General features: G+C 64.2%; 16 protein-coding genes and 2 pseudogenes. 9 read left to right on the top strand and 9 right to left on the bottom strand.

Features of this window, described 5'->3' with window-relative positions; translation table 11 throughout:
• Window positions 1-74 precede the first annotated feature (74 nt).
• The 4 genes from HY852_RS25420 (at window position 75) to HY852_RS25405 (ending at window position 5716) form a co-directional block, all read left to right on the top strand.
• Window positions 75-2570 carry a penicillin-binding protein 1A gene (locus tag HY852_RS25420; protein WP_291607672.1) on the top strand — a complete coding sequence of 832 codons (2496 nt, stop codon included), beginning with the start codon at window positions 75-77 and terminating at the stop codon, window positions 2568-2570.
• A 106-nt stretch (window positions 2571-2676) separates the two neighbouring features.
• Window positions 2677-3808 (top strand): peptide chain release factor 2 gene (gene prfB / locus HY852_RS25415; RefSeq protein ID WP_291607671.1). Its coding sequence is split into 2 segments (ribosomal slippage): window positions 2677-2745 and window positions 2747-3808, totalling 1131 coding nucleotides; the frame shifts between segments, so codons are not numbered across the junction.
• 3 nt (window positions 3809-3811) lie between these two features.
• Window positions 3812-4684 (top strand): NAD(P)-dependent oxidoreductase, encoded by an 873-nt coding sequence (locus HY852_RS25410; RefSeq protein ID WP_291607670.1) that lies wholly within the window; start codon window positions 3812-3814, stop codon window positions 4682-4684.
• An 84-nt stretch (window positions 4685-4768) separates the two neighbouring features.
• A complete protein-coding gene (locus HY852_RS25405) occupies window positions 4769-5716 on the top strand; it encodes a DMT family transporter (RefSeq protein WP_291607669.1) in 948 nt (315 codons plus the stop codon).
• Here HY852_RS25405 and HY852_RS25400 read toward each other — a convergent pair.
• From HY852_RS25400 to HY852_RS25385, 4 genes and pseudogenes are all read right to left on the bottom strand, one after another.
• Window positions 5676-7787: a carbamoyltransferase C-terminal domain-containing protein gene (locus HY852_RS25400; RefSeq protein WP_291607668.1), complete on the bottom strand. Its 2112-nt coding sequence runs from the start codon at window positions 7785-7787 to the stop codon at window positions 5676-5678. The genes HY852_RS25405 and HY852_RS25400 overlap by 41 nt on opposite strands.
• Before the next feature lie 168 nt (window positions 7788-7955).
• Window positions 7956-8509, bottom strand: a pseudogene (locus HY852_RS25395) (hypothetical protein); the annotation flags it as partial.
• A 4-nt stretch (window positions 8510-8513) separates the two neighbouring features.
• Complete coding sequence (locus HY852_RS25390; protein WP_291607667.1) at window positions 8514-9860, bottom strand: peptidoglycan DD-metalloendopeptidase family protein; 1347 nt, start codon at window positions 9858-9860, stop codon at window positions 8514-8516.
• 117 nt (window positions 9861-9977) lie between these two features.
• Window positions 9978-10658, bottom strand: a complete 681-nt coding sequence (locus tag HY852_RS25385; protein WP_291607666.1) for a peroxiredoxin — start codon at window positions 10656-10658, stop codon at window positions 9978-9980.
• Window positions 10659-10862: 204 nt separating this feature from the next.
• Here HY852_RS25385 and HY852_RS25380 point away from each other — a divergent pair, with 204 nt between their 5' ends.
• Entirely contained in the window at window positions 10863-14558 is a 3696-nt protein-coding gene (locus HY852_RS25380) for a DUF3971 domain-containing protein (protein WP_291607665.1), read from the top strand.
• 121 nt (window positions 14559-14679) lie between these two features.
• Here HY852_RS25380 and HY852_RS25375 read toward each other — a convergent pair whose 3' ends face one another.
• The 3 genes from HY852_RS25375 to tyrS all read right to left on the bottom strand — a co-directional run bounded on the left by HY852_RS25375 (window position 14680) and on the right by tyrS (window position 17830).
• Entirely contained in the window at window positions 14680-15081 is a 402-nt protein-coding gene (locus HY852_RS25375) for a DoxX family protein (RefSeq protein WP_291607664.1), read from the bottom strand.
• A 193-nt stretch (window positions 15082-15274) separates the two neighbouring features.
• Complete coding sequence (locus tag HY852_RS25370; RefSeq protein ID WP_291607663.1) at window positions 15275-16519, bottom strand: MFS transporter; 1245 nt, start codon at window positions 16517-16519, stop codon at window positions 15275-15277.
• A gap of 57 nt (window positions 16520-16576) precedes the next feature.
• The gene (gene tyrS, locus HY852_RS25365) at window positions 16577-17830 is read right to left on the bottom strand and encodes a tyrosine--tRNA ligase (RefSeq protein ID WP_291607662.1); all 1254 of its coding nucleotides are present in this window, start codon (window positions 17828-17830) and stop codon (window positions 16577-16579) included.
• Between the two features lie 165 nt (window positions 17831-17995).
• Here tyrS and HY852_RS25360 point away from each other — a divergent pair, with 165 nt between their 5' ends.
• Window positions 17996-19099, top strand: coding sequence for an anhydro-N-acetylmuramic acid kinase (locus HY852_RS25360; RefSeq protein ID WP_291607661.1), 1104 nt, complete (start codon window positions 17996-17998; stop codon window positions 19097-19099).
• A 96-nt stretch (window positions 19100-19195) separates the two neighbouring features.
• Window positions 19196-19867, top strand: a complete 672-nt coding sequence (locus HY852_RS25355) for a glutathione S-transferase family protein (protein ID WP_291607660.1) — start codon at window positions 19196-19198, stop codon at window positions 19865-19867.
• 6 nt (window positions 19868-19873) lie between these two features.
• On the opposite strand, the gene HY852_RS25350 is transcribed toward HY852_RS25355, so the two are convergent.
• On the bottom strand, window positions 19874-20386 hold the full coding sequence (locus HY852_RS25350; RefSeq protein WP_291607658.1) for a DUF1697 domain-containing protein: 513 nt from the start codon (window positions 20384-20386) through the stop codon (window positions 19874-19876).
• A gap of 15 nt (window positions 20387-20401) precedes the next feature.
• Complete coding sequence (locus HY852_RS25345) at window positions 20402-21049, bottom strand: alpha/beta hydrolase (protein ID WP_291607657.1); 648 nt, start codon at window positions 21047-21049, stop codon at window positions 20402-20404.
• Between the two features lie 334 nt (window positions 21050-21383).
• On the opposite strand from HY852_RS25345, the gene HY852_RS25340 reads away from it, so the two are divergent.
• Together HY852_RS25340 and HY852_RS25335 are read left to right on the top strand one after the other, a co-directional pair.
• Window positions 21384-22520: a cysteine desulfurase family protein gene (locus tag HY852_RS25340; protein ID WP_291607656.1), complete on the top strand. Its 1137-nt coding sequence runs from the start codon at window positions 21384-21386 to the stop codon at window positions 22518-22520.
• A 115-nt stretch (window positions 22521-22635) separates the two neighbouring features.
• A pseudogene (locus HY852_RS25335) lies at window positions 22636-22860 on the top strand (Fe-S cluster assembly protein SufB); the annotation flags it as partial.

The raw sequence follows: 22860 nt of genomic DNA, 5'->3' as shown, positions 1-22860 counted from the left end.
CCGGTCGGCCTGACCGGGATTCGCTGCGTGAGGAAGCGCCTGCTTGGCGCCAAGGTTGAACGGATAAACTGATAATGCGCTTGCTGGTGCGGTTCTTGGGTTTCCTGTTCGCCACCGGAACCGTGGTGTTTCTGGTGGGCGTTGGCGCCTTAGCCGGCATGATCTGGCACTTTTCCAAGGACTTGCCGGATTATTCTCAGCTCCAGGATTATGAGCCGCCGGTAATGACCCGCGTGCATGCGGTCGACGGTTCGCTGCTCGGCGAATACGCCAAGGAGCGCAGGCTCTATTTGCCGATCCAGGCGGTGCCGAAGCTCGTTATCAACAGCTTCTTGGCCGCCGAGGACAAGAACTTCTACGAGCATGGCGGTATCGACTACACCGGCATGGCGCGCGCCGCGGTGGTCTATCTCCAGAATTATGGATCCAACAAGCGCCCGCAGGGTGCCTCCACGATCACGCAGCAGGTCGCCAAGAACTTCCTCTTGACCAACGAGGTGTCGTTCACCCGCAAGATCAAGGAAGCCTTGCTGGCGATGCGGATCGAGCGGACCTATTCCAAGGACAAGATCCTCGAGCTCTATCTGAACGAGATCTACCTCGGCCTTGGCGCCTATGGAATTGCGGCGGCATCGCTCGTCTACTTCGACAAGTCGGTGAACGAACTGACCATTGCCGAGGCGGCTTATCTGGCGGCTCTGCCGAAAATGCCGGCAACTCTGCATCCGGTGCGCAATCGCGAGCGCGCGATCGAACGGCGCAATTACGTCGTCGACCGCCTGCTCGAAAACGGCTGGGTCAAGCAGGCCGACGCCGACAAGTCGCGCAAGGAGCCGCTCGTCGTCACCAGCCGCACGAATGCCGCTCACACCTTTGCCGGCGAGTATTTCGCCGAGGAAGTGCGCCGCGACATCTTCGAGCGCTATGGCGAGAAGAAGCTCTACGAAGGCGGGCTGTCGGTGCGAACCTCGCTGGATCCCAAGATGCAGGTGATGGCGCGCAAGACCATGGTCGCCGGCCTTGTCAATTATGACGAACAGCAGGGCTATCGCGGCCCGCTCAGCAAGCTCGACATCTCCGGCGACTGGGGCGTGAAGCTCGCCGACATCAAGTCGCTTTCGGACATCTCGCCGTGGCGCATGGCGGTGGTGCTGGAAACCAGCGATCAGTCGGCGCGGATTGGTTTCCAGCCCGGGCGCGAGCTCGGCGGCGCGGTGAGCAAGCAGCGGGAGACCGGCCTGATCACGCTCGATGGCGTGCGATGGGCCAGGGCCGCATCCGGCGGCACGAGGGGAAAGGCCCCGACGGCGGTGTCTCAGGTGCTGCAGCCGGGTGACTTGATCTACGCCGATCCCCTCTACAAGGACGGCCATCCGGTGGAGGGGCAGTACCGGCTGCGCCAGCTGCCCGAAGTCTCCGGCGCAATGGTGGCGATGGACCCCTGGACCGGCCGCGTGCTCGCCATGGTCGGCGGCTTCTCCTTCGACCAGAGCCAGTTCAACCGCGCGACCCAGGCCTATCGGCAGCCCGGCTCGTCGTTCAAGCCGATCGTCTATTCGGCGGCGCTGGACAATGGCTATACGCCCTCGACCGTCGTGGTGGACGCGCCGATCGAAATAGACCAGGGGCAAGGTGGGGGCGTGTGGCGGCCGGAGAACTTCTCGTCCGGCAAGTACCAGGGTCCGGTCACGCTGCGTAACGCGCTGCGTCAGTCGCTCAACACCGTCACGGTTCGTCTGGCGCAGGACATCGGCATGCCCCTGATCGGCGAATATTCGCGCCGCTTCGGAGTCTACGACGAACTGCCCAACTATCTTTCCTACGCGCTGGGTGCCGGCGAGACCACGGTGATGCGGATGGTCACGGCCTATTCGATGATCGCCAATGGCGGGCGACGCGTGAAGCCGACCCTGATCGACCGCATCCAGGACCGTTACGGCCACACCATCTTCAAGCACGACCAGCGCGAATGCCGCGGCTGCGACGCGCCCGGCGGCTGGAAGAACCAGTCCGAGCCGCAGCTTGTCGACCGCCGCGAGCAGGTGCTGGACGCCATGACCGCCTACCAGACCACGTCGATGATGGAAGGCGTCGTGCAGGCCGGTACCGGTATGGCGCTGAAGGAAGTCGGCAAGCCGATCGCGGGCAAGACCGGCACGACCAACGAGGCCAAGGACGCCTGGTTCATCGGCTTCTCGCCGGACATCGTGGTCGGCATCTACATGGGCTATGATAAGCCGCGTCCGCTCGGCAAGGGCAATGCCGCCACCGGCGGCCATCTGGCGGCTCCGATCGCGCGCGACTTCATGAAGCTCGCGCTCGCCGACAAGCCGGCGATTCCATTCAAGGTTCCGGCCGGCATCAAGCTGATCCGCGTCGTTGGCAAGACCGGCATGCGAGCCGGTCCCGGCGAAACCGGGGGAACCATCCTCGAAGCGTTCAAGCCGGGCACGGCGCCGCCGGATAACTACTCGGTGATCGGCGTGGCCGATGCGGATGGTCGCTACCCGCAGCAGCCGCCACCCGACGCAGGCTTCATTATACGACCGGGTACGGGCGGACTTTACTAGCGACACGGAAAAGGGTCCCGATTGGACGCGGCCCGTTGCGCTTTGCGGCGGCCGCCGCTACATCCTCGCGACACGTGCGGCGCTAGCGCCGCGGGAAGAGAAGAACATGCGCGCCGAAGTCGAACGGTTGGTAGAAGAGATCAAGCAGTCGGTCGGGCTGCTGAGGAGGCATCTTTGACGTCGAGAAATCGACGGCACGGCTCGCCGAGCTGAACAAGCTCGCGGAAGATCCCGATCTCTGGAACGATCCCCAGAAGGCCCAGAAGTTGATGCAGGAGCGCACCTCGCTGGAGGATGCGCTTTCCGGCATCGGCAAGGTCGAGCAGGAGCTCGAGGACGACGTCGGGATGATCGAACTCGGCGAGGCCGAGGGCGACGACGGCGTCGTGGCCGAGGCCGAGGCGGCGCTCAAGCAGCTGAAGAAGGAGGTCGCCCGGCGCGAACTGGAAGCGCTGTTGTCGGGCGAAGCCGATCGCTTCGATTCCTATCTCGAAGTGCATGCCGGCGCCGGCGGCACCGAGAGCCAGGACTGGGCGCAGATGCTGATGCGTATGTACAGCCGCTGGGCCGAGAAGCACGGCTTCAAGGTCGAGGTCCTCGAAGAAGCCGAGGGCGAAGAGGCCGGCATCAAGTCCGCAACCATCCAGGTCTCGGGCCACAACGCCTATGGCTGGCTGAAGACCGAAGCGGGCGTGCACCGCCTGGTGCGCATCTCGCCGTTCGATTCCAACGCCCGCCGCCACACCTCTTTCTCGTCGGTTGCCGTGTTTCCGGTGATCGACAACTCCATCAAGATCGACATCAAGGAATCCGACGTTCGTGTCGACACCATGCGTTCGGGCGGCGCCGGCGGCCAGCACGTCAACAAGACCGAATCCGCCGTCCGCCTGACCCATATCCCGACCGGGATTGCAGTGGTCTGTCAGGCCGGCCGTTCGCAGCACAAGAACCGGGCGCAGGCATGGGACATGCTGCGCGCGCGGCTGTACGAGATGGAATTGAAGAAGCGCGAGGAAAAGGCCGCCGCCGACCAGGCCGCGAAAACCGATATCGGCTGGGGCCACCAGATCCGCTCCTACGTGCTGCAGCCCTATCAGATGGTGAAGGACCTGCGCACCGGCGTGCATACCTCAGACACGTCAGGCGTCCTTGACGGGGATCTCGACGAGTTCATGGCCGCCACCCTGGCGCAGCGCGCCTTCGGCACCACGCCGGGTGCAATCGAGGACGTCGAGTAGGTGATGCGGCGCGTTGCGTTCATCGGACTTGGACGCATGGGCCACGGCATGGCGGGCCGCTATCTGGATGCCGGTTTCGCCGTGTCGGTGTGGAATCGCAGCAAGGACAAGGCGGAAGATTTGATCGCGCGTGGCGCGCGATGGGCGACCTCGCCCGAGGATGCCGCAATCGATGCCGATGCGGTAGTGACCATGGTCGCCGATGATGCCGCCTCGCGGGCGGTGTGGCTCGGCGCCAATGGCGCCGTCACGACGGCCAAGCCCGGCACGCTCGCGATCGAATGCTCCACGGTGTCCTATGGTCACGTGCTGGAACTCGCGCGCGAGCTGCACGGGCGCGGTCTTGTCTATATCGATTGCCCGGTGACGGGCTTGCCCGATGCGGCGGCGAGCGGAAAGCTGACGCTGCTGGTCGGTGCCGATCCCGCCGACCTCGAGCGGGCACGCCCGTTCCTCGAGCCGATCGGCTCGAGCATCCGCTATTTCGGCGCGGTCGGCTCCGGCACGGTCTACAAGCTGATCAACAACCTGATGGGCGCGATCCAGATCGCCGGCCTCGCCGAGGGCCTCGCCATTGCCGAACAGGCCGGGCTCGACATGAATCTGGTGCTGGAGTCGATCCAGAACGGCGTTGCGGCGAGCCCGCAGGTGTTGCGCCATTCCAAGCGCATGGTGGCGCGCGATTTCGCCGACGCGACGTTTACCGCGGCGCTGCGGCACAAGGACGCCGCTTACGCGGTGGCGCTGGCCGAAAGCCTGCTCGCCGACAAGCCGGTGATGGGCCGCGCCGCGGTCGAGGCCTATGCCCGCGCGAAACAAGCCGCGCCCGATGACGATGAAGGCAAGATGATCGAACTGGTGTCGCGGCCGAAATAGGCAGAGCACGCATTCGGAAAACGGGTGGGAAGGCCGGCAGTTGCGGGGTATGTAGCTGCTTCGGTTCGCAGGCTGTGAGACGCAATGCTTCCCAACGACAACCGGATCGACGCGAGGGATTGGTCGCTCCTCGCTTTGCTCTCGATCCTCTGGGGCGGCTCATTCTTCTTCAATGGCGTCGCGTTGAAGGAATTGCCGCCTCTGACACTGGTGTTTGTGCGGCTTGCAGTCGCCACTGCACTCCTGCTGCCGTTGCTCCGAGCCTACAAGGTCAAACTCCCGACGAATGTGGCGGGCTGGCGACCATTCTTTGCGATCGGCCTATTGAACAACGTACTGCCATTTTCGCTGATCGTGATCGGGCAGACCTATATCCCAGGCGGTCTGGCGGCGATCCTGAACGCCACGACCCCGCTTTTCACCGTCGTCGTCATGGCGGCAGCCGGCGAAGAGAAGCTCGAATTGCGGCGCATTGCCGGAGTTGTCGTCGGATTGATCGGCGTCATCATCCTCAGAAGCGCGGACGTCCAATTGGCGGGCGGTCAGGGCATTGGCATCCTGCTTTGCCTGGCCGCCGCTTTCAGCTATGGCCTCTCGGCGCTGGTGGCGCGGCGCTTGCTGTCGAACTCCCCGCCGCTTGGAACTGTGACATTTCAGTTGGCCGCATCAACAGCGATGATGGCGATCATTGCTGGCTCCATCGAGAGGCCGTGGCAACTGCCATTGCCGGGTGTGATGACGTGGCTCGCCCTGTTCGGGTTGGCCGGCCTCTCGACCGCGTTTGCCTACATCATCTTCTTCCAGATCCTGCGGCGTTCCGGCGCGACTAATGTGATGCTGGTAACGCTGCTCGTACCGGTGACGGCGATCCTGCTCGGCCATTTCGGGCTGGGTGAGTCGATTTCGGCACACGAGATCGCGGGTGCGCTCGTGATTGCCAGCGCTCTGCTCCTCATTGATGGGCGCGTGCTGAAGCTTTTTGGACGACAGGTCAGTCGTGAGCCGCCTTCCAGCCGGCAAGCCAACCCGTAAACCGTCCGCTGTCGCGTTCGCCGCCGTGCCAGGCGGCATAGGCGGTGCCGTCGCCGGCGACGAGGATCACCGCATCGAGCCCCCTGGAGCGGCGCAGGGTGTCGATCGCCTGGTGTGGGGTCTGTGCGATCGGCCCCGCGACATTGAACGAGGTGTTGACCGACATCTCGACGCCGACGCGGCGGCCAAGCGCCTTGAGGTAGGCATAGGTGAGGGGATCGTCCTCCTCGCGCACGATCTGGATGCGTCCGGTGCCGTCGGCGTGAATGACCGCGGGAATCTTCTCCTGCGCGCCAGGCTTGGAGCGCGCTGTCAGCACCATGTAGTTGTAGGCGTTGTAGCTGGCGTCAGAGGCGCCTTCCTCCAGCTCGAAGAATTGCTTTGCCGCTTCCAGCGTTGCCATCGGGGCGAGCGGGCGGATCGCCTCGCGATACTTGACGCGTTCGTTGAGAATCTCGCGCGCGCCTGCGTCGCAGGGATTGGCAAGGATCGAGCGATGGCCCAGCGCGCGCGGGCCGGTTTCGGCCGCGCCCTGGTAAAGCGCGATCACGCCATTCCGCGCCACCATGAACGCCATCAGATCGGCGACGGCCTCGCGCCCCTGCGCTGAGGCGACTTCGCCAAGGCGCTGCGAGACGATATCCTCCGTCTTCAGCGCCGCCTCGATCTCCTCGCGCAGCGGCGCGTCGCCGCAATAGAACGCGTGCGTGATCGGCGCGCCGCGCGGGCTGCCGGCCAGATGCGCAAACAGCCACGCCGCACCAATGGTGACGCCGGGATCGCCGGGCACCGGCGGCACCCACAGGTGCAGCCGCGCTTTGCGGCCCTGTGCGGCGCCGAACCAGGCCTCGTCGAAATGTTCAAGCAGCCGCATATTGCCGACGGCATTGAGCGCGACGCCGCCGGTCAGCACCAGCCGGTTCGCACCCGTCGCGCGCAACAAGTGATCCGCCACGTGGATCATGGCGTCCTCGAACACCAGCTGCGTCGCGGCCGCCTTGTCGAGGCGGTCCTGCGTGTCGGGCCGGTGCTTGATGTCCTCGACGCGCAGCACTGCGTCGGGATTCCACAACTGGTCGGGCCGCAGCGGCTCGCCAAGGATCTCGATCAGCGCGCGCTTGTAAGGGCGATCGAATGGGTCGCAGTACCAGTTGGCCAGGGCGCGGTTGATCCTGACCTCGCCGTTGGGGCCGAGATGCAGGACCTCCTTCAGGCGGGCGTAATAGGGATTGCTGGTGCGATCCATGTTGCCCCAGGCGGCGGCGCCCATGTAGCGCCCCTCGCACGACAGCCAGGTCCAGCCGCCTTGCGTGGAGGAGATCACGCTGTAGAACGCGCCGAGTGAATCGAACATGCTCTCGTTGCAGTAGAGCCGTCGCATCGCCCCGTTCTCGACGACGTAGAGCGAAATCGAGCCGAGATCGCCGGTGCCGTCGAGCACGGCGATCGCCACTGGCTCGTTGTGGTCCGCAAATGGGGAGGCCGCGAACGAAAACCAGGCATGGTTGTCGTGATGCGGCATGCAGATCAGCGGCACGCGGGAGGGGAGGCCGAACTGCCTCGCGAGCTTCTTCGGCGTGCGGGTCATCTCGTCCAGCCTGCGGCTGTCGAACCCGGCAGCTTCGGTATTGCGCGCGAGCTTCAGGCTCTGCGGCGCTTCCTCCAGCAGCGAGCGGGCGATCGTGCCGGCGAGCGTTGGATAATCCCAGGAGGTGAGCCAGGCAAAGATATCGCCGACGTCAACGCCCATATGGCGCAAGGTCGCGGCCATGGCGTCGAGCGACTTGGCCGGATATTCGGTCGTGTGCTTGTTGCCGGAAAAGCGCTCCTCCTCGTTGTTGACGATGAGGCGTGGCCCGCGCGCCTGGGTCACTTCGACCAGCGCCACGCCCGAATTGTGCGTACCCGGCGGCCCGAGCCCGGCGAGATAAAGCGTCTCGCCGCGCGCCAGCTTCTCGCGCGCGAGCGAAAGGCGCTGCTGCGCAAAGGCCGAATCGAGCTGGTGGAATCCGGCAGCAGCGAAGGTGCGCGCGGCCAGGCCTTTCGCCAGGCGGAAACCGGCCGCGCCCAACTTAGGGTGTCGTGGGCCAATTCGTCTCTTCAGTTCCAATTGGGGATGCCCTTGCGCGACTTTCGTCGTGCATCAACCACAATTGGCGTCCCGCAACAATGCCGTTTCGCGTGACGAAAGCCGAGCCGGTGGCCTGCGGCGCCGCGCGGCGTCGCAGGCCCGATCGAGCAGATCGACGGTGTCCGTCCAGCCGCCGATCCGGTGGTCGAGCGCCAGCTTCGCGTTGACCGGCATCACGTGATAAAGATTGATGCCGTCCTGGCGCTGTCCTTGCGTGAAGTTGAGCAGGCCACGGAATTCGCCGCGCCGTCGCCGAACCAGCCGATCATTTTCGTCGCCATCGAATTGGTCGACCAGGCGTAGCGCTCGTAAGGGTTGGGCGATCGCGTCTTGCGCGCGAAGCCTAGCTCGAAGAGGCTGATCTGGTCGGGCTCGTAGCGGACGGTGCCGTGCCGTCGAGACGGATGTCGGTGCGGGCGCGGTCGAGCGCGTTGAACGCGGCGGCGTCAGTGCCGAACATCATGGCGTTGTAGTCCTGCACGTTGCCCGTTTTCATCAGACGGCGTCATTGCGGAGGCCGAACACGGTGGTCCAGCTGCGATCCCAATGCCGCTCCCATTCGGTGAGGGTGCAATCGCGGTCCCGCTGGCCGTTGTTGATGTTGATGAACTCGTTCGGCCCATCATCATCGAGCCCGGCACAAGATCCCACCAGTCGCTGAGCGGCTCAGCGTGCACTCAGGCGCACACCGGCGCGCAGGAATTTCTGCGGGTCGACTGCTTCGCCTTCGATCCGTGTCTCGTAGTGCAGGTGCGGACCGGTGGAGCGGCCCGTCGAACCCACCGCACCGATGACATGGCCGATCTTTACGATGTCGCCGACCTTGACGTTGATCTCGGACAGATGGCCGTAGCGGGTCGACAGGCCATTGCCATGGTCGATCTCGACCATGCGGCCATAGCCGCCCGACCATCCTGCCGTTGCAATTTTTCCGTTGGCGGTCGCGCGCACCGGATCACCGCTCGCGGCGCGAAAGTCGAGACCGGTATGCATCGCGGGCCGGCCGAGAAACGGATCGCTGCGCACGCCGAAGCCGGAGGTGAACTCGACTTCGCCGACGACAGGTTTGCGATATGGCACCAGTGCCAGGGTGCGGTTCAGCCGTTCCACTTCGGCGCGGTTGAGGTTGATGCGATAGAGCTGGCGTTCGAAAGGCCCTGAATTCGGCGACAATTTCACCGGGACGAACGGGCCGCCCACCGGCGCGCGTGGAGTTGCGGCTTCCAGCTCCGCCATGTCTAAACCGAGATCGGTGATGACGGCGCGCATTCGGCGCAGGCGCGACTCCATTCCGTCCTCGAACGCCCCGAGCGCTGCCATCTGGCGCTTCTCGACCTGGTCGAGCGAGTTCTGCAGGCGCACAAGGATATTGTCGACGCCCTGGCCCTTGGCGAACTGGTTCGGCTGAGGACCTCGAACGACGGGCGTGCGCGACTCCAGTCGGGCTTCACGATCCGGCGGCGCGACAAAGATGACGGTGTCGCTGATCGGCGAGGGTTTCGGCGTGCCCGCACCCGCGGCAGAGGAGGGACGTGACGGCGTCGGGATCGATCCGGTCACATCGGGCATGGCGCCCAGCGCGGTGGCGCGCGACTCGAGCGCTGTCTGGCGCCGCACGATCTGCTCGAGCTTCTGGTCGAACTGCTCCTGGTCCAGCAATTGCCGGCTGGTCGCGCGGTCGACCTTGGCCCGCAACTCGGCGATGCGATCCTCGTAGGCATATTGCATCTCGGCCTGACGGGCGATCAGCCGGGTCAAGACGTCGTCGCGGAACGCGAAATAGGTAGCCGTTGCGGCCGACCAGGCGCCGAGCAGCACCACGGTGCCGACCACGATCCAGAATACGACCGGGCCGATGCGAACCTGCTTGCCGGCATGAACAAGGGTGTAGTCGTCCTGACTGGCTACGGCGCAAGCGGCCGTGGCGCCGGCCGTGCGTCGCGCCAACGGCCGGCCGCGATCGTGTGCATGATGTTGGGGGTAGTTTGAATAATGACCGGGACGATTCGACATCGACACTCTCGCGCCGGTCGGAGACAGGTCCTACGGCTCAACTGTGCGAGCAATCTGGGCCGGGCATGGTTAATTTTCCGAAAACAGGCTCCCTCAAACGGGTTGGCCGGAAACTGGTCAAATGGCGCGGGCTGCCGCCAGGACTTCGTCCGCATGGCCGTCGACCCGGACGCGGCGCCAGACGCGCGCAATCCTGCCGTCGGCTCGGATCAGAAGCGTGGTGCGAATAATTCCTTCGAACGTCTTGCCGTACATCGATTTTTCGCCCCAGGCGCCATAGGCCTCCGGCATCTGGTGCGTTTCGTCAGAAATCAGGGGAACCGCCAGTTTGTGCTTATCCCGGAAGGCCTCCTGGGCCTTGAGCGAATCGGCTGAGATGCCGAGCACCGCTGTGCCCGCCTCGGCAAAGGCGTCCGCCAGGCGGGTGAAATCGATGGCTTCCCTGGTGCAGCCGGGCGTGTTGGCGCGAGGATAGAAGAACAGGACCAGCTTCCTTCCGGCGTAGTCGGCCAGCGAAACCGTGGTGCCGCCGTCGCGCGGCAGTCGGAAGGCGGGAGCCTTGGCGCCCTCGGCAAGCCCGGTCGCGATGGCCTGTCGCGGCGCTGCGGCCGATTTCGCAGGGCTTAATTGTTTATGGGGTGTCTTTTGCGATGCTGCTGACTGGCGCTGCCTGACTGTCTTGCCGCTTGCCGCCCGACGGGATTGTCCGGGCTTTGCCTTTGCAGACGTCGTGGATTGTTGCCGAATTGGGCCGCTGGGGGGCGTCTTGGACGATTTCTTGCGCGATTTCTTGGACATACGCCTTCCTTTCGTCGCTTTCCGCGGGTCAACCAATACGGTATTGCAGCTCTCGCCCGGTATGCCGGATTCGAACCCTTGGATGGGCAAGTCTGGCGGTGTCGGATTATGGTCACAAGGATTTCGACGCGCCACCCCTCTGCTCGTTGAACGTGCTCATGGGGCGAGATGACGAACAGCAGGAACAGTCAAGGATTGGCAGCGATGCCGGCACAGGAGCGCTCGTCACCTGTTGACGGCCGGGGCCATGGCGGCAGTCCATCTCACGATGGACGCGTGCACCGAGAGAGAATGGCAAGAAAGACATCGCCCCAAGACTTGAATCGGCACGCCGGCGACGCGCAGCACGCGCGCGAGTGGGACGAGGCCGAATGGGATCAGGAACGCGAGGAGGCGGCACGCCACCGTGCGCGCCGCCTGCTGTCCGGCTCGAACTCCGGGTTGCACCGCATCGGTGACAGATTCACTGCAGCGCATCGCTGGCTTGCGGGCGAGCGCTGGGTAAAGCGCCTCGCCGTCGTGATCGCGGTTCTGGTCTTGATCGTCGCCGGGTGTTTCGGCGCACTATGGTGGCGACTTGGCGCCGGGCCGATCAACCTCAACATCGCCACCCCGTGGCTGGCCGCAGCCATCGAAGAGAATATCGGTCTCGGCAATACGGTCGAGATCGGCGGGACCCAGATCGAGCGGGCAGGGCGGATCCGCATCGCCGTACGTATCCGCGACATCATCGTGCGGGATCGCGACCATGTCATCGTCGCGAGCGCACCCAAAGCCGAAGTGAAGCTCTCCGGGCCGGCGTTGTTCATGGGACGCCTGCGCGCCGAGACCCTGAGCCTCGTCGATGCCGAACTCGCGATCCGCATCACCCCGGATGGCTACGTTACGGTATCCGCGGGCGATACCGCCAAACCGCTCGCAACCGGCGTTGCCTCAAAGAAAGAGGCGGGACTTCCGCCCACCTTCCCGCGCCCGGGGCCGATCGCGCCGCCGGGCGCGACCTCGACGTCGGCGAACAGCGCGCAGAGCGGCATCCTGGCGGGTCTCGACTGGCTCGACAGCCTGAGCATGACAGGTCTCGACGGCCAGAACCTCAACGAGATCGGGTTGAAGAACGGCAACCTGATTGTCGACGACCAGCAGCGCGGCAACAAATGGACCTTTGAAAACATCAGCCTGAGCCTGCGGCGGCCGAGCGGGGGCGGGGTCGCGCTGAGCCTGGGCCAGGAGGGCAAGCGGCCGTGGCTGCTGCGCGTGGTCGTCGGGCCCGCCGAAAACGGCGTGCGGTCGGTCAACATCCGCGTCGACAGGGTTTCCACCGCCAATATCCTCTTGGCGCTGCGGCCGAAGGATCTGACCTACAGCGCGGACTTGCCCCTGACCGGCGAACTGAAGGGTGAACTCGGACGGGACGGCCTGCCGACCTTTTTCCGCGGCAAGATCCTCGCGGGCGCCGGCACCATCATCGATACCGACACGCCTGATTATCCGATGGCGGTCGACTCGGCGGAAATCAACGTCGAGTGGGATTCCGGACGGCGCGTGCTGGTGGCGCCCTTCAAGGTCATCTCGGGTGCCAACCGCATCACGCTGTTGGCTCACCTCGAACCGCCCAATGACAGGATCAACGACTGGCAGCTCGGCTTTTCGGGCGGCACGATCGTGCTGGCCGGCATCGACGACGAACCGCCGCTGATCTTCAACCGCATCGCCATCGGCTTGCGCTTCGATACGGACCATAAGCGCCTGCTGTTGACGCAAGCCGATATCAGTAATGGCGAGATCGGCATCGCGGGTACCGGCACTGTCGATTATTCCGGCGAGCCGCGCCTGACGCTCGGTTTCGCGGGCACGCCGATGTCGGCCTCCGCACTGAAGCGGATGTGGCCGACCTTGATCGTGCCGGAAGTGCGCGAATGGGTGATCGAACGCATCGAGCGCGGTTCGCTGCAGCGCATCGAGGTCGGAGTCAATTCGCCCGTGCGAAATCTCTCGCGCAAGGGGCCGCCGATTCCGGACGACGGCCTGTCGGTCAACATCGTGGCCAGCGGCGTGGCGGTCCATCCCGTGGATGGGATGCCCTCGGTCCGCGATGCCGACCTGAAGGCACGCGTCACCGGGCGCACCGCCACGGTGACGATCGGTCAGGGCATTGCCGATACGCCTGCCGGCCGCAAGCTCACGGTTTCGGACTTCGTGTTCGAGGTGCCCGACATGGCGCCGAAGCCATCGCCGTCGAAGAGCCGCTTTCGCGTCGAAGGCCCGGTACAGGCGGCGGCGGAAATCCTCGCCTCCGACCGCTTGAGCGATCTTTCCGCAACGTTCGTCGATCCCAACAACAGCAAGGGAGCGTTCTCGGCGACCATCAATCTCGGCATGCCGGTCAAGGGCGAATTGACCAAGGCCGATACCACCTATTCTGTAACCGCCGATCTCAATGGCTTTGCGGCCGACAAGCTGGTGATGAACCAGAAGCTGGAGGCCAATTCGCTCAAGGTCGTCGCCAACAACCAGGGCTACCACGTCAAGGGCGACGTCAAGATCGGCGGCCAGCCTGCCGTGCTGGATTACCGCAAGCCGGCCGAAGGCGAAGCCGACGTCAGGTTGCAGGCCACCCTCGACGATTCGAGCCGTGCCCGCCTGGGGTTCGACCTCGGTCCGGCCGTGACCGGCGCCCTTCCCGTGAAGCTGACCGGCAAGATCGGCGGGCCCGATCAGAACACGCGGCTCGGCGTCGAGGCCGATCTGACCTCGATCAAGCTGGACAACATCCTGCCCGGCTGGGTGAAGCTGCCGGGCAAGTCCGGCAAGGTGACCTTCAACGTCGTGCCGAAGGCCCAGTCGACCCGCATCGAGGACATCGTCGTCGAAGGCGGCGGGGTATCCATCAAGGGAACGCTCGAAATCGACCAGAACGGCGACCTCATGAACGCGAACTTCCCTGTCTATTCGCCGTCTGACGGCGACAAGGCTTCGCTGAAGATCGACCGAAATTCGGATGGAGTCGTGAAGGGCACGATGCGGGGCGAAGTGTTCGACGGACGCGGCTTCCTGAAATCCGCGATCTCGGGCAGTTCCGGCAAGGACGACAGCAAGAGCAAGCTGAAGAACGTCGACTTCGACATCGACGTCAAGCTCGGCGCGGTGGCGGGCTTCTACGGCGAAGCATTGCGCAGTGTCGATGCCAAGATGTCGCGGCGGAACGGCGCGATCAGGGCCTTCACGCTGAGCGGCAAGATCGGACGCGACACCCCCGTGACTGCCGATTTGCGGGGCCGCGCGCAGGGAAACCGCGAGGTGATCTATCTGCAGACCAACGACGCGGGCGCCTTCCTGCGTTTCACCGATACCTATTCGAAAGCCGTGGGCGGTCAGCTCACGCTGGCAATGGAGCCCCCGACATCGGAGCCCGCCACGCCGAGAGAAGGTCTGATGAATGTGCGCGACTTCGTGGTGAAGGGCGAGAGTGCGCTCGATCGCGTCGTAGCCGGCGGGCCCGGCACCCAGAACGGTGTTAGCTTCTCGGCCCTGCGTGCCGAATTCACCCGGCAGAATGGCGTGCTCTCCATCCGCGACGGCGTCGTCAAGGGACCGATCATCGGTGTGACCATCGAGGGCACCATCGACTATCCCGGCAACCAGGTGCGCATGAGCGGCACCTTTGTTCCGATATATGGGCTAAACAACATTTTCGGCCAGATTCCGCTGTTTGGTATATTCCTCGGCGCCGGCAGCAACGAAGGACTGATTGGTGTGACCTACGAGGTGGTCGGCACGCCGAGTGCGCCGGTGATCCGCGTCAATCCGATTTCGGCGATGGCGCCGGGCCTGCTGCGAAAGATCTTCGAGTTCAACACCGGCAAGCAGAATACGCCGATGGAGCTGCCGCCCAACAACTGACGTCAGCTCCCAAAGCGCGATGAGATTGGATCCCTCACCGCATCATCATGATCGTGCTGCTGATCTCGACACTGCTCGTCATCTGGAGCGTGCTCGGCAACCGGTGAGCAGGTCGTCGCCACTAGGCCTTGCGCGTGGTGGCATCGACGCTGATCGGACCTCCGCCGGCGGCGGCAAGGTAAAGACAGGCAAAGCAGAACTCGATCGCAAGGGTGCCGGTATTGTTGAGCGGCAGGAACACCGGCGAGCCCGTTTTGAACATATGGCCGATGAAATAGGCGAATGCCATTTGGCCGGAGAGGATGAAGGCGGAGAGCCGCGTGAACAGGCCGATCATCAGTGCGGCGCCGAGCACGAGCTCGATCGCACCGGCGGTCCAGATCAGCGGCGGAATCTCGGCGAAATAGGGCAGCGGCGGAAACTTGAACATCTTCGCGACGCCGTACTGGAAAATCAGAAGGCCGGTGATGAAGCGGAAAAGGCTCAACAACAGCGGCTGCCAGCGTGAGAACAGGTCGTTCATAACATCCCCTTCCAGGTTCGCGCGGGTTTTGATCTGCGTTCGATGACAGTTAACCCCGCATCGCGTTGATAATTCCAGCAATGAATATGCAAGACTCTGAAGCCTGTCACGCGCGTGAAGTGCCGAGTCGTACAATTCACCGTGTCGATTCATGGTGTGCAATGGCCGGTTTGGCATTTGGCGCAGGCAACGTTCATTGCCGCAGTGCACGCACGACCAGGAATGGAATCATCCCGAGCACGACGCTCAAGAGCGCGAAGAGAATCAGCGGATTGTAGCTATGGGTGAAGTCGTGGATCAGGCCGCCGCTCCAGGAGCCGAACGCCGATCCCAGGCCGCTGCCGATCGAGATGGCGCCGTAGATGGTGCCGACTCGCTTGCCGCGGAAGATCTTCATCGCGGTTGCGGTGAGTAGCGGCCCGCGCGATCCGATCATGCTGCCGAAGCAAACGACGAAGCCGGTGAGCAGCCAGAAATTGGGGTACCATTGCAGCGCCCAGAACATGACGAGACCTGCAATCGACAGCGCGTAGCTGAACAGGACCGACGGCCTGCGGCCGATCAGGCCGTCGAGCGAGGAGATGCCGAGCATGCCGAACAGGAGCACCACGCCGGAAAAGCCCCAGGCGGTGGCGGCCGTCAGCGGGGGAAAGCCGACCTCGATCAGGTAGGCCACGACCTGCGGTGCGATTGCGTACATCCCGATCGCGGTGAAGAAGAAGGTCGAGAACAACGCCCAGAACGCGTGATGCCGCATCGCGGTCATCAGGGTCCAGTCCCCGTCGACGAGGTCGGGATCGGCCCTCTTGACCACACGTGGCGACCCTGACGAGAACAGCCGCCAGGGCAAGAGCAGGAGCGGGACCAGCGAGAGCAGCACGCCGCAACCCAGCACCTGATAAGCGCCGCGCCAGCCGGCGTAATCGATCAGGATCTGCGACGCCGGTAACAAGATCAGGACGCCGGCGCCCATTGCGGAGTACACGACGGCCATTGCGGTCGGCAGCCGCGGGCCGAACCAGCGGCCGAGCAGGATGGAATTCGGCACGTTGCCGATGAAAGCGATGCCAATGCCGATACAGACGCCGACCAGCTGGAATTGCCACAGCTGTTCGGCGAAACCTGCGACCAGGAACGCGCTTCCAAGCAGCAGCAACCCCAGCGAATAGACGGCTCGTGGACCCGAGCGGTCGAACAAGCGTCCGATCAGGGGTGCGACGAGACCGCCCGACAGCGCCGCCAGAGAATAGACCGAGACCACCTCGGCGCGGTCCCAGCCGAAGCTTTCCGTGATCGGTTTCAGGAAGACGGTGAAGCTTTCGCCAAGGCCGCGACCGAGCACCGACAGCGTGAAGCAGAGCCCGAGCACACCGAATGCAACCCGCAACGGCCTTGCGGCGTTGGCAGCCACTTCCTCCCTTGGCGTCTTCTGGTCCATTGATCGCGCAGGGAGCGCGTTTCCGCGCGCCCTGGCAACCCTCAAACGCGAATACGCCTATGCAGGCTTGAGCAGGATGTGGCGCTTCTTGCCCAGCGACAGTTTTGCCACGCCTTCCGGCGTCAGATTCGCAGCCGTGAGCACCATCTTCTCGTCGGTGACCGGCTCGTCGTTGACGCGCAGGCCGCCGCCCTTGATCTGGCGCCGCGCCTCGCCGTTGGAAGCGACGAGCCCCGCTTTGACGAAAGCGGTGAGCACGCCGAGGCCCGATTCAAACTCGCTGCGGGGAATGTCGACCGACGGCAGGTTCTCCGCGATTGCGCCTTCCTCGAAGGTCCGGCGGGCGGTTTCCGCCGCCTGACGCGCGGCCTCCGCGCCGTGAAGGAGCGTGGTCGCCGCGTCGGCCAACGCCTTCTTGGCCTCGTTGATCTCCGCGCCCTTGAGCGCCGAGAGCTTATTGATCTCGTCCATCGGCAACGTCGTGAACAGCTTCAGGAAGCGCGGGACGTCGGCGTCCTCGGTATTGCGCCAGAACTGCCAGTATTCATACGGGCTCTTCATGTCGGCGTTCAGCCACACCGCGCCGCTGGCGGTCTTGCCCATCTTCTCGCCGGAGGCGGTCGTGATCAGAGGCGTCGTCAGCGCGTGCAGTTGCGGCGTGCCCATGCGGCGGCCGAGGTCGATTCCGTTGACGATGTTGCCCCACTGGTCCGATCCGCCCATCTGCAGCCGGCAGTCGTAGCGCTTGTTGAGGACCACGTAATCGTAGGCCTGCAGGATCATGTAGTTGAACTCGATGAAGCTCATCTCCTGGTCGCGCTCGAGGCGCAGCTTCACCGAATCCATCGACAGCATGCGGTTGACCGAGAAGTGCCGGCCGATGTCGCGCAGCATCTCGATCCAATTCAGCTTGGTCAGCCACTCGGCATTGTCGGGCATGACCGCGTCGCTCCTGCCCTCGCCGAAGCGCAGGAAGTGCGAAAACACCTGCTTGATGCCTTCCTTGTTGCGCTCGATCTCCTCGATCGAAAGGATCTTGCGGGTCTCGTCCTTGCCGGAGGGATCGCCGACGCGGGTGGTTCCACCGCCCATCAGCGCGATCGGCTTGTTCCCGGTCTGCTGCAGCCAGTAGAGGCACATGATCTGCACCATCGAGCCGACGTGGAGGGACGGGGCGGTGCAGTCGAATCCGATATAGGCCACGAGTTCCCGCTTGGCGGCGAGCGCGTCCAGCGAGTCGGGGTCGGAAATCTGGTGAATGAAGCCGCGCTGCTGCAGCACATTCAGAAAATCCGATTTAAACGCAGTCATTTGTGTGCAACTCTGACAATTCTTGTTTTACGGTTTTCGCGGCAATTTGGGGGGCGCCGTGGGAGCGGCCTGCCGTCGGCTTTCGCGCTGTGGCATTATAAGAAGTGTTCCTTTGGCACAAGCTCGGCCTGCCAGGGTGAGGAGACCAATTAGGGCAGTTCAGCCATGATGTTGACGGCACTCGGTCTGATGAGCGGCACCTCGCTCGATGGGGTTGACGTCGCATTGATCGAAACCGACGGCCGCCGGATCAAGGCGCTGGGCCCGTCTGGCTACAGGCCCTACAGCGAGTCCGAGCGCCGCTTGCTGCGTCAGGCCCTTTCCGAGGCGGTCGACCTGCGGGAACGTCATGCCCGGCCCGGTATCCTGCCCGAGGCAGAGCGCGCCGTGACGACGGCGCATGCGGAAGCCGTGGCCGCGTTCATCGCCCAGAACCGGATGACGCCCGAGGAGATCGATATTGTCGGCTTCCATGGCCAGACCGTGCTTCACCGGCCCGAGCGCAGGATGACGGTCCAGATCGGCGATGGGCCCGCGCTCGCCAAGGCCATCCGTATTCCGGTGGTTCATGATTTCCGCGCCGCCGACGTCGATGCCGGCGGGCAGGGCGCTCCCTTCGTGCCGGTCTATCATCGCGCCCTGACGCAAGCCCTCGACCGGGAGGGCCCGATCGCGGTGGTCAATATCGGCGGCGTTTCCAACGTGACCTATATCGACGGCAACGACAGCCTGATCGCCTGCGACACCGGCCCCGGCAACGCGCTGCTCGACGACTTCATGCTCCGCAACCTCAATCAGCCTTTCGACACCGAAGGCCGCCTGGCCGCGCAGGGTCGCGCCGACGAGGCCTGGATCGCACGGGCGCTGGAGCTCCCATTCTTCGCGCTGCCGCCGCCGAAATCGCTCGATCGCAACGACTTCGCTTCGCTCAAGCTGCGCGAGATGCAGCATGCCGACGCTGCCGCGACGCTGACAGCCTTCACCACGGCGGCGATCGCCCGGATCGTTCCGCTGCTGCCCAAGCCGCCCAAGAGCTGGATCGTTTGCGGCGGCGGAGCCCGCAACCTGACGATGCTGCGGATGATGCGAGAACGGCTGGCGCAGGCCATGGTCCAGGCCGCCGGGACTGTGGGCTGGTCGTCGGACGCCATCGAGGCGCAGGCGTTCGGCTTTCTGGCCGCGCGAGGGCTGAAAGGCCTGCCGCTTTCCTACCCGGCGACGACGGGCGTGCCCATGCCAATGACCGGCGGGATCATCGCGAGGCCGTAAGCATCACGGTTGGTTGATGCAGTAGCATCGGTCTTGAAGTTTAATGCAGATGCATCTATTTTGATGCAGATGCATCAAACCAAACGGGATCGATCTATGACCGCGCCGCTCAAGCTCATCAGCCACAGGCTTTGCCCCTATGTGCAGCGCGCCGTGATCGCGCTGACCGAAAAGGGCGTTCCGTTCGAACGGATCGACATCGATCTCGCCAACAAGCCGGACTGGTTCCTGAAGATCTCGCCGCTCGGCAAGACTCCGGTGCTGGTGGTCGACGGCACTGCGATTTTCGAATCCGCGGTGATCCTGGAATACCTTGAGGAAACCCAGGCCAGGCCGCTGCATCCGGCCGATCCGCTTCGTCGCGCCGAGCATCGCGGCTGGATCGAGTACGGCTCCGTGATCCTGAGCGATATTGCCGGCCTCTACACCGCACCGGACGAGGCCACGTTCAAGTTCAAGGCCTCGCAGCTCGAACAGCGCTTTGCACGGCTGGAGACGCGGGTGGTCGAGCCATGGTTCGACAGCGACCGGTTTTCGCTGGTCGATGCCGTGTTTGGCCCGGTGTTCCGCTATTTCGACGTGTTCGACAGCATCGGCGAGTTCGGCATTCTCGCAGGCAAGCCGAAGCTCGCGCGCTGGCGGAAGAATCTGGCCGCCCGGCCGTCGGTGCGAGGAGCCGTCAGCGCGGACTATCCGGCGCTGCTGCGGGATTTCCTGATGCGGCGCAATTCCTGGATCTCGAAGCTGCAGTCGCCCGTCGCGGCGTAGCGCGCTTCAAGGCTCCGCGGCCATCTTCGCCAGCGTTGCGATGGTGTTCATGTTGCGCGCGGTGCCCGCCTTGGCCGCGGGGATCACAAGCTTCGAGGTGCCCATGCCATCGCCGTAATGCACGTAGATCTCGCGCCGGCCGAGCCTCACCTCTTCGTTCTTCCGACCTCGAATGCCGGCCAACGCGTCGGCGGGCGGCGGCTTGTCGAGGAAGATCGCGACGGTCCGGTTGGGCGCGGCGTTGGGAAAAGGGTTGCTCGCGAGCACCTCGGCCATCTCGGATGCGCTGCGGACCAGCACGCCCACCGGCGCACCGGCGTAAGCCTGAAGGCGCTTCTCCAGTGCCGTCTTGATCGCGTCTTCCGATTTGCGGCTTTCGAACACGACATTGCCGCTGGCGATGTAGGTGCGGGCGGCCTTGAGGCCGATCTCCTCGCACATCGCCTTCAATTCGCTCATCGGCAGTTTGCCGGTGCCGCCGACATTGACGGCGCGGAGCAGCGCGACGAAGGCGCCCACGGCCGAGTGATCCGCTCAGCGCACGTTGGCGAGGCGCATGTCGAGATAGGCCGTGATCGTCTCCATCAGCGGCTCCATCTTGTCCTCGAAGAAGTGGTTCGCGCCGGGGATGGTCTGCTGGTCGATGACGATGCCCTTCTGCGTCTTGAGCTTCTCCACCAGCGTGTTGACGTCCCTCGCCGGGGCCACGATGTCCTTGTCGCCATGGACGATCAGCCCGGACGACGGACAGGGCGCGAGGAAGGAGAAGTCGTATCGGTTCGGCTCGGGCGCGATCGAGATGAAGCCTTCGACCTCCGGTCGGCGCATCAGGAGCTGCATGCCGATCCAGGCGCCGAACGAGAAGCCGGCAACCCAGCAGGCGCGCGCCTCGGGATTGATGGTCTGCGCCCAGTCCAGCGCGGAGGCGGCATCCGACAATTCGCCGGCGCCATGGTCGAACGAGCCCTGACTGCGGCCGACGCCACGGAAGTTGAATCGCAGCACGGAGAAGCCGCGCGCCACGAAGGCGTAATACACCTGATACACAATCGGATGATTCATGTTGCCGCGGAACTGCGGGTGCGGATGCAGCACCATCGCAATCGGCGCATTCTTCTGCTTGGCCGGATGATAACGGCCTTCCAATCGGCCCGCCGGGCCGGTGAAAATGACTTCAGGCATAGATAATCCCTACGGTATCAACCCGCTTGGTTCCGGGCTCGGCATGGCTTGCGTCATGTGAGCCTCGCTGAAGAAAGGGTGATCGGCGCTGCCGGATGATGCGCGGATGGCGTCTGGCGAACTGGTGGGGAGCCTTCTAACATATAGCGAGGGGCAAAAAGCAAGCGTCTTGAACATCTGCCAGTTCGTTCAAGATGTTAGTTGCCCGTAAAGGCGGCCCGGCGATTTCCGCTTGCCAGCGCGACGGGAGCGGCCAATTTGGCTGCCGGAGCCGAGCTCGGCAACTGTCCGGTGTGGATAGCCGCCGTTGCAAGATTGGGTAACATCTTACTTCATGACGAGCCGCGTCTATCTCGACTGGAATGCGACCACGCCGCTTCGTCCCGAGGCTCGGCAGGCGATGGTCGCGGCCTTGGAGCTTGTCGGCAATCCATCCTCGGTGCACGCCGAGGGCCGCGAGGCGCGGCGTCTCGTCGAGGAGGCGCGGGCCGCGTTGGCAGAGGCCATCGGCGCTTTGCCACGAAACGTGATGTTCACGTCCGGCGGAACCGAGGCGAACGCCTTGGCACTGGCACCGGGCGTGCGCAGTGCCAGGGGCGGGCCGGTCAGCAGGCTCCTGGTGTCAGCGATCGAGCACGCTTCGGTGTTGGCCGGCGGGCGGTTTCCCCCTGAAGCCATCCGCAGCATCGGCGTGACGCGATCTGGCGTCGTGGATCTCGGTCATCTCAGGGAACTCCTTGGCGCGGGTCCACCGGCGCTGGTGTCGATCATGGCGGCTAACAACGAGACCGGGGCGCTGCAGCCGGTCGCCGAAGCGGCCAGGATCGTGCATGAGGCGGGCGGGCTCCTGCACGTCGACGCGATCCAGGTTCTTGGGAAAGTTCGGTTTGATATCAATGAAGTAGGTGCGGATCTTGCCACCTTCTCTGCACACAAGATTGGTGGTCCCCAAGGCGTCGGCGCCCTGGTCCTGGCCGAAGGCCTGGTCGGGCTTGAGCCGCTTGTGCGCGGCGGCGGCCAGGAACTCGGCCGGCGGGCTGGAACCGAGAATGTCGCGGCGATTGCGGGCTTTGGTGCAGCCGTGGCTGACGCGCTTCAGGCCGTGCCGGAGGCTGCGGCGAGGCTGGAAAGCCTAAGAAATCTCCTGGAAAACGGGCTCCGCAGGGCAGCGGATGTCCTCATCTTTTCGGAGGATGCGCCGCGCCTGTCCAACACGACCCTGTTCACGGCTCCTGGCCTCAAGGCCGAAACCGCCGTGATCGCGTTCGACCTGGAGGGCATTGCGGTTTCCTCCGGCTCGGCCTGTTCCTCAGGCAAGGTACAGCCGTCCCATGTGCTGTCCGCCATGGGGTTTGACCCCCACATCGCCCAGGGAGCGGTGCGGATCAGTCTGGGCTGGTCCACGTCTGACGCGGATATCAATCGCTGCGTCGAGGGTTGGCGGAAGCTTGCCCGGGCACTACTTAAGTAATGGCGACGAAACACGGCTTGAACGATTCTAAGCAGGTGCTTTCCGCCGAGAAACTTTGTAATAGTCATTCTAGACTGTTCCACCGCGGTCCTTGAAACCGCGAGCGGAGGACGGAATGCCAGCCGTACAAGAGACGGTCGAGCGGGTGCGCCGCATCGACGTTGATCAGTATCGATATGGGTTTGAGACCCTCATCGACTCCGAGAAGGCCCCCAAGGGTCTTTCGGAAGACACCGTCAAGTTCATCTCGCAGAAGAAGAACGAGCCCGCCTGGATGCTGCAGTGGCGGCTGGAGGCTTATCGCCGCTGGCTGACCATGGCGGAGCCGACTTGGGCGCGG

This window comes from Bradyrhizobium sp., from assembly GCF_016213215.1.
Classification (GTDB): Bacteria; Pseudomonadota; Alphaproteobacteria; order Rhizobiales; family Xanthobacteraceae; genus Bradyrhizobium.
The sequence above is the reverse complement of the archived record's forward strand: the minus strand, read 5'-3'. Positions and strand labels throughout refer to the sequence as shown.

What these genes read in the sequence shown, in the direction of transcription:
- HY852_RS25390 (WP_291607667.1), bottom strand. Translation starts at nt 9,860, where the DNA reads ATGTCGAATCGTCCCGGTCATTATTCAAACTACCCCCAACATCATGCA.
- HY852_RS25375 (WP_291607664.1), bottom strand. Translation starts at nt 15,081, where the DNA reads ATGAACGACCTGTTCTCACGCTGGCAGCCGCTGTTGTTGAGCCTTTTC.
- HY852_RS25405 (WP_291607669.1), top strand. Translation starts at nt 4,769, where the DNA reads ATGCTTCCCAACGACAACCGGATCGACGCGAGGGATTGGTCGCTCCTC.
- HY852_RS25385 (WP_291607666.1), bottom strand. Translation starts at nt 10,658, where the DNA reads ATGTCCAAGAAATCGCGCAAGAAATCGTCCAAGACGCCCCCCAGCGGC.
- tyrS (WP_291607662.1), bottom strand. Translation starts at nt 17,830, where the DNA reads ATGACTGCGTTTAAATCGGATTTTCTGAATGTGCTGCAGCAGCGCGGC.
- HY852_RS25345 (WP_291607657.1), bottom strand. Translation starts at nt 21,049, where the DNA reads ATGCCTGAAGTCATTTTCACCGGCCCGGCGGGCCGATTGGAAGGCCGT.
- HY852_RS25380 (WP_291607665.1), top strand. Translation starts at nt 10,863, where the DNA reads ATGCCGGCACAGGAGCGCTCGTCACCTGTTGACGGCCGGGGCCATGGC.
- HY852_RS25340 (WP_291607656.1), top strand. Translation starts at nt 21,384, where the DNA reads ATGACGAGCCGCGTCTATCTCGACTGGAATGCGACCACGCCGCTTCGT.
- HY852_RS25370 (WP_291607663.1), bottom strand. Translation starts at nt 16,519, where the DNA reads ATGGACCAGAAGACGCCAAGGGAGGAAGTGGCTGCCAACGCCGCAAGG.
- HY852_RS25410 (WP_291607670.1), top strand. Translation starts at nt 3,812, where the DNA reads ATGCGGCGCGTTGCGTTCATCGGACTTGGACGCATGGGCCACGGCATG.
- HY852_RS25355 (WP_291607660.1), top strand. Translation starts at nt 19,196, where the DNA reads ATGACCGCGCCGCTCAAGCTCATCAGCCACAGGCTTTGCCCCTATGTG.
- HY852_RS25420 (WP_291607672.1), top strand. Translation starts at nt 75, where the DNA reads ATGCGCTTGCTGGTGCGGTTCTTGGGTTTCCTGTTCGCCACCGGAACC.
- HY852_RS25360 (WP_291607661.1), top strand. Translation starts at nt 17,996, where the DNA reads ATGATGTTGACGGCACTCGGTCTGATGAGCGGCACCTCGCTCGATGGG.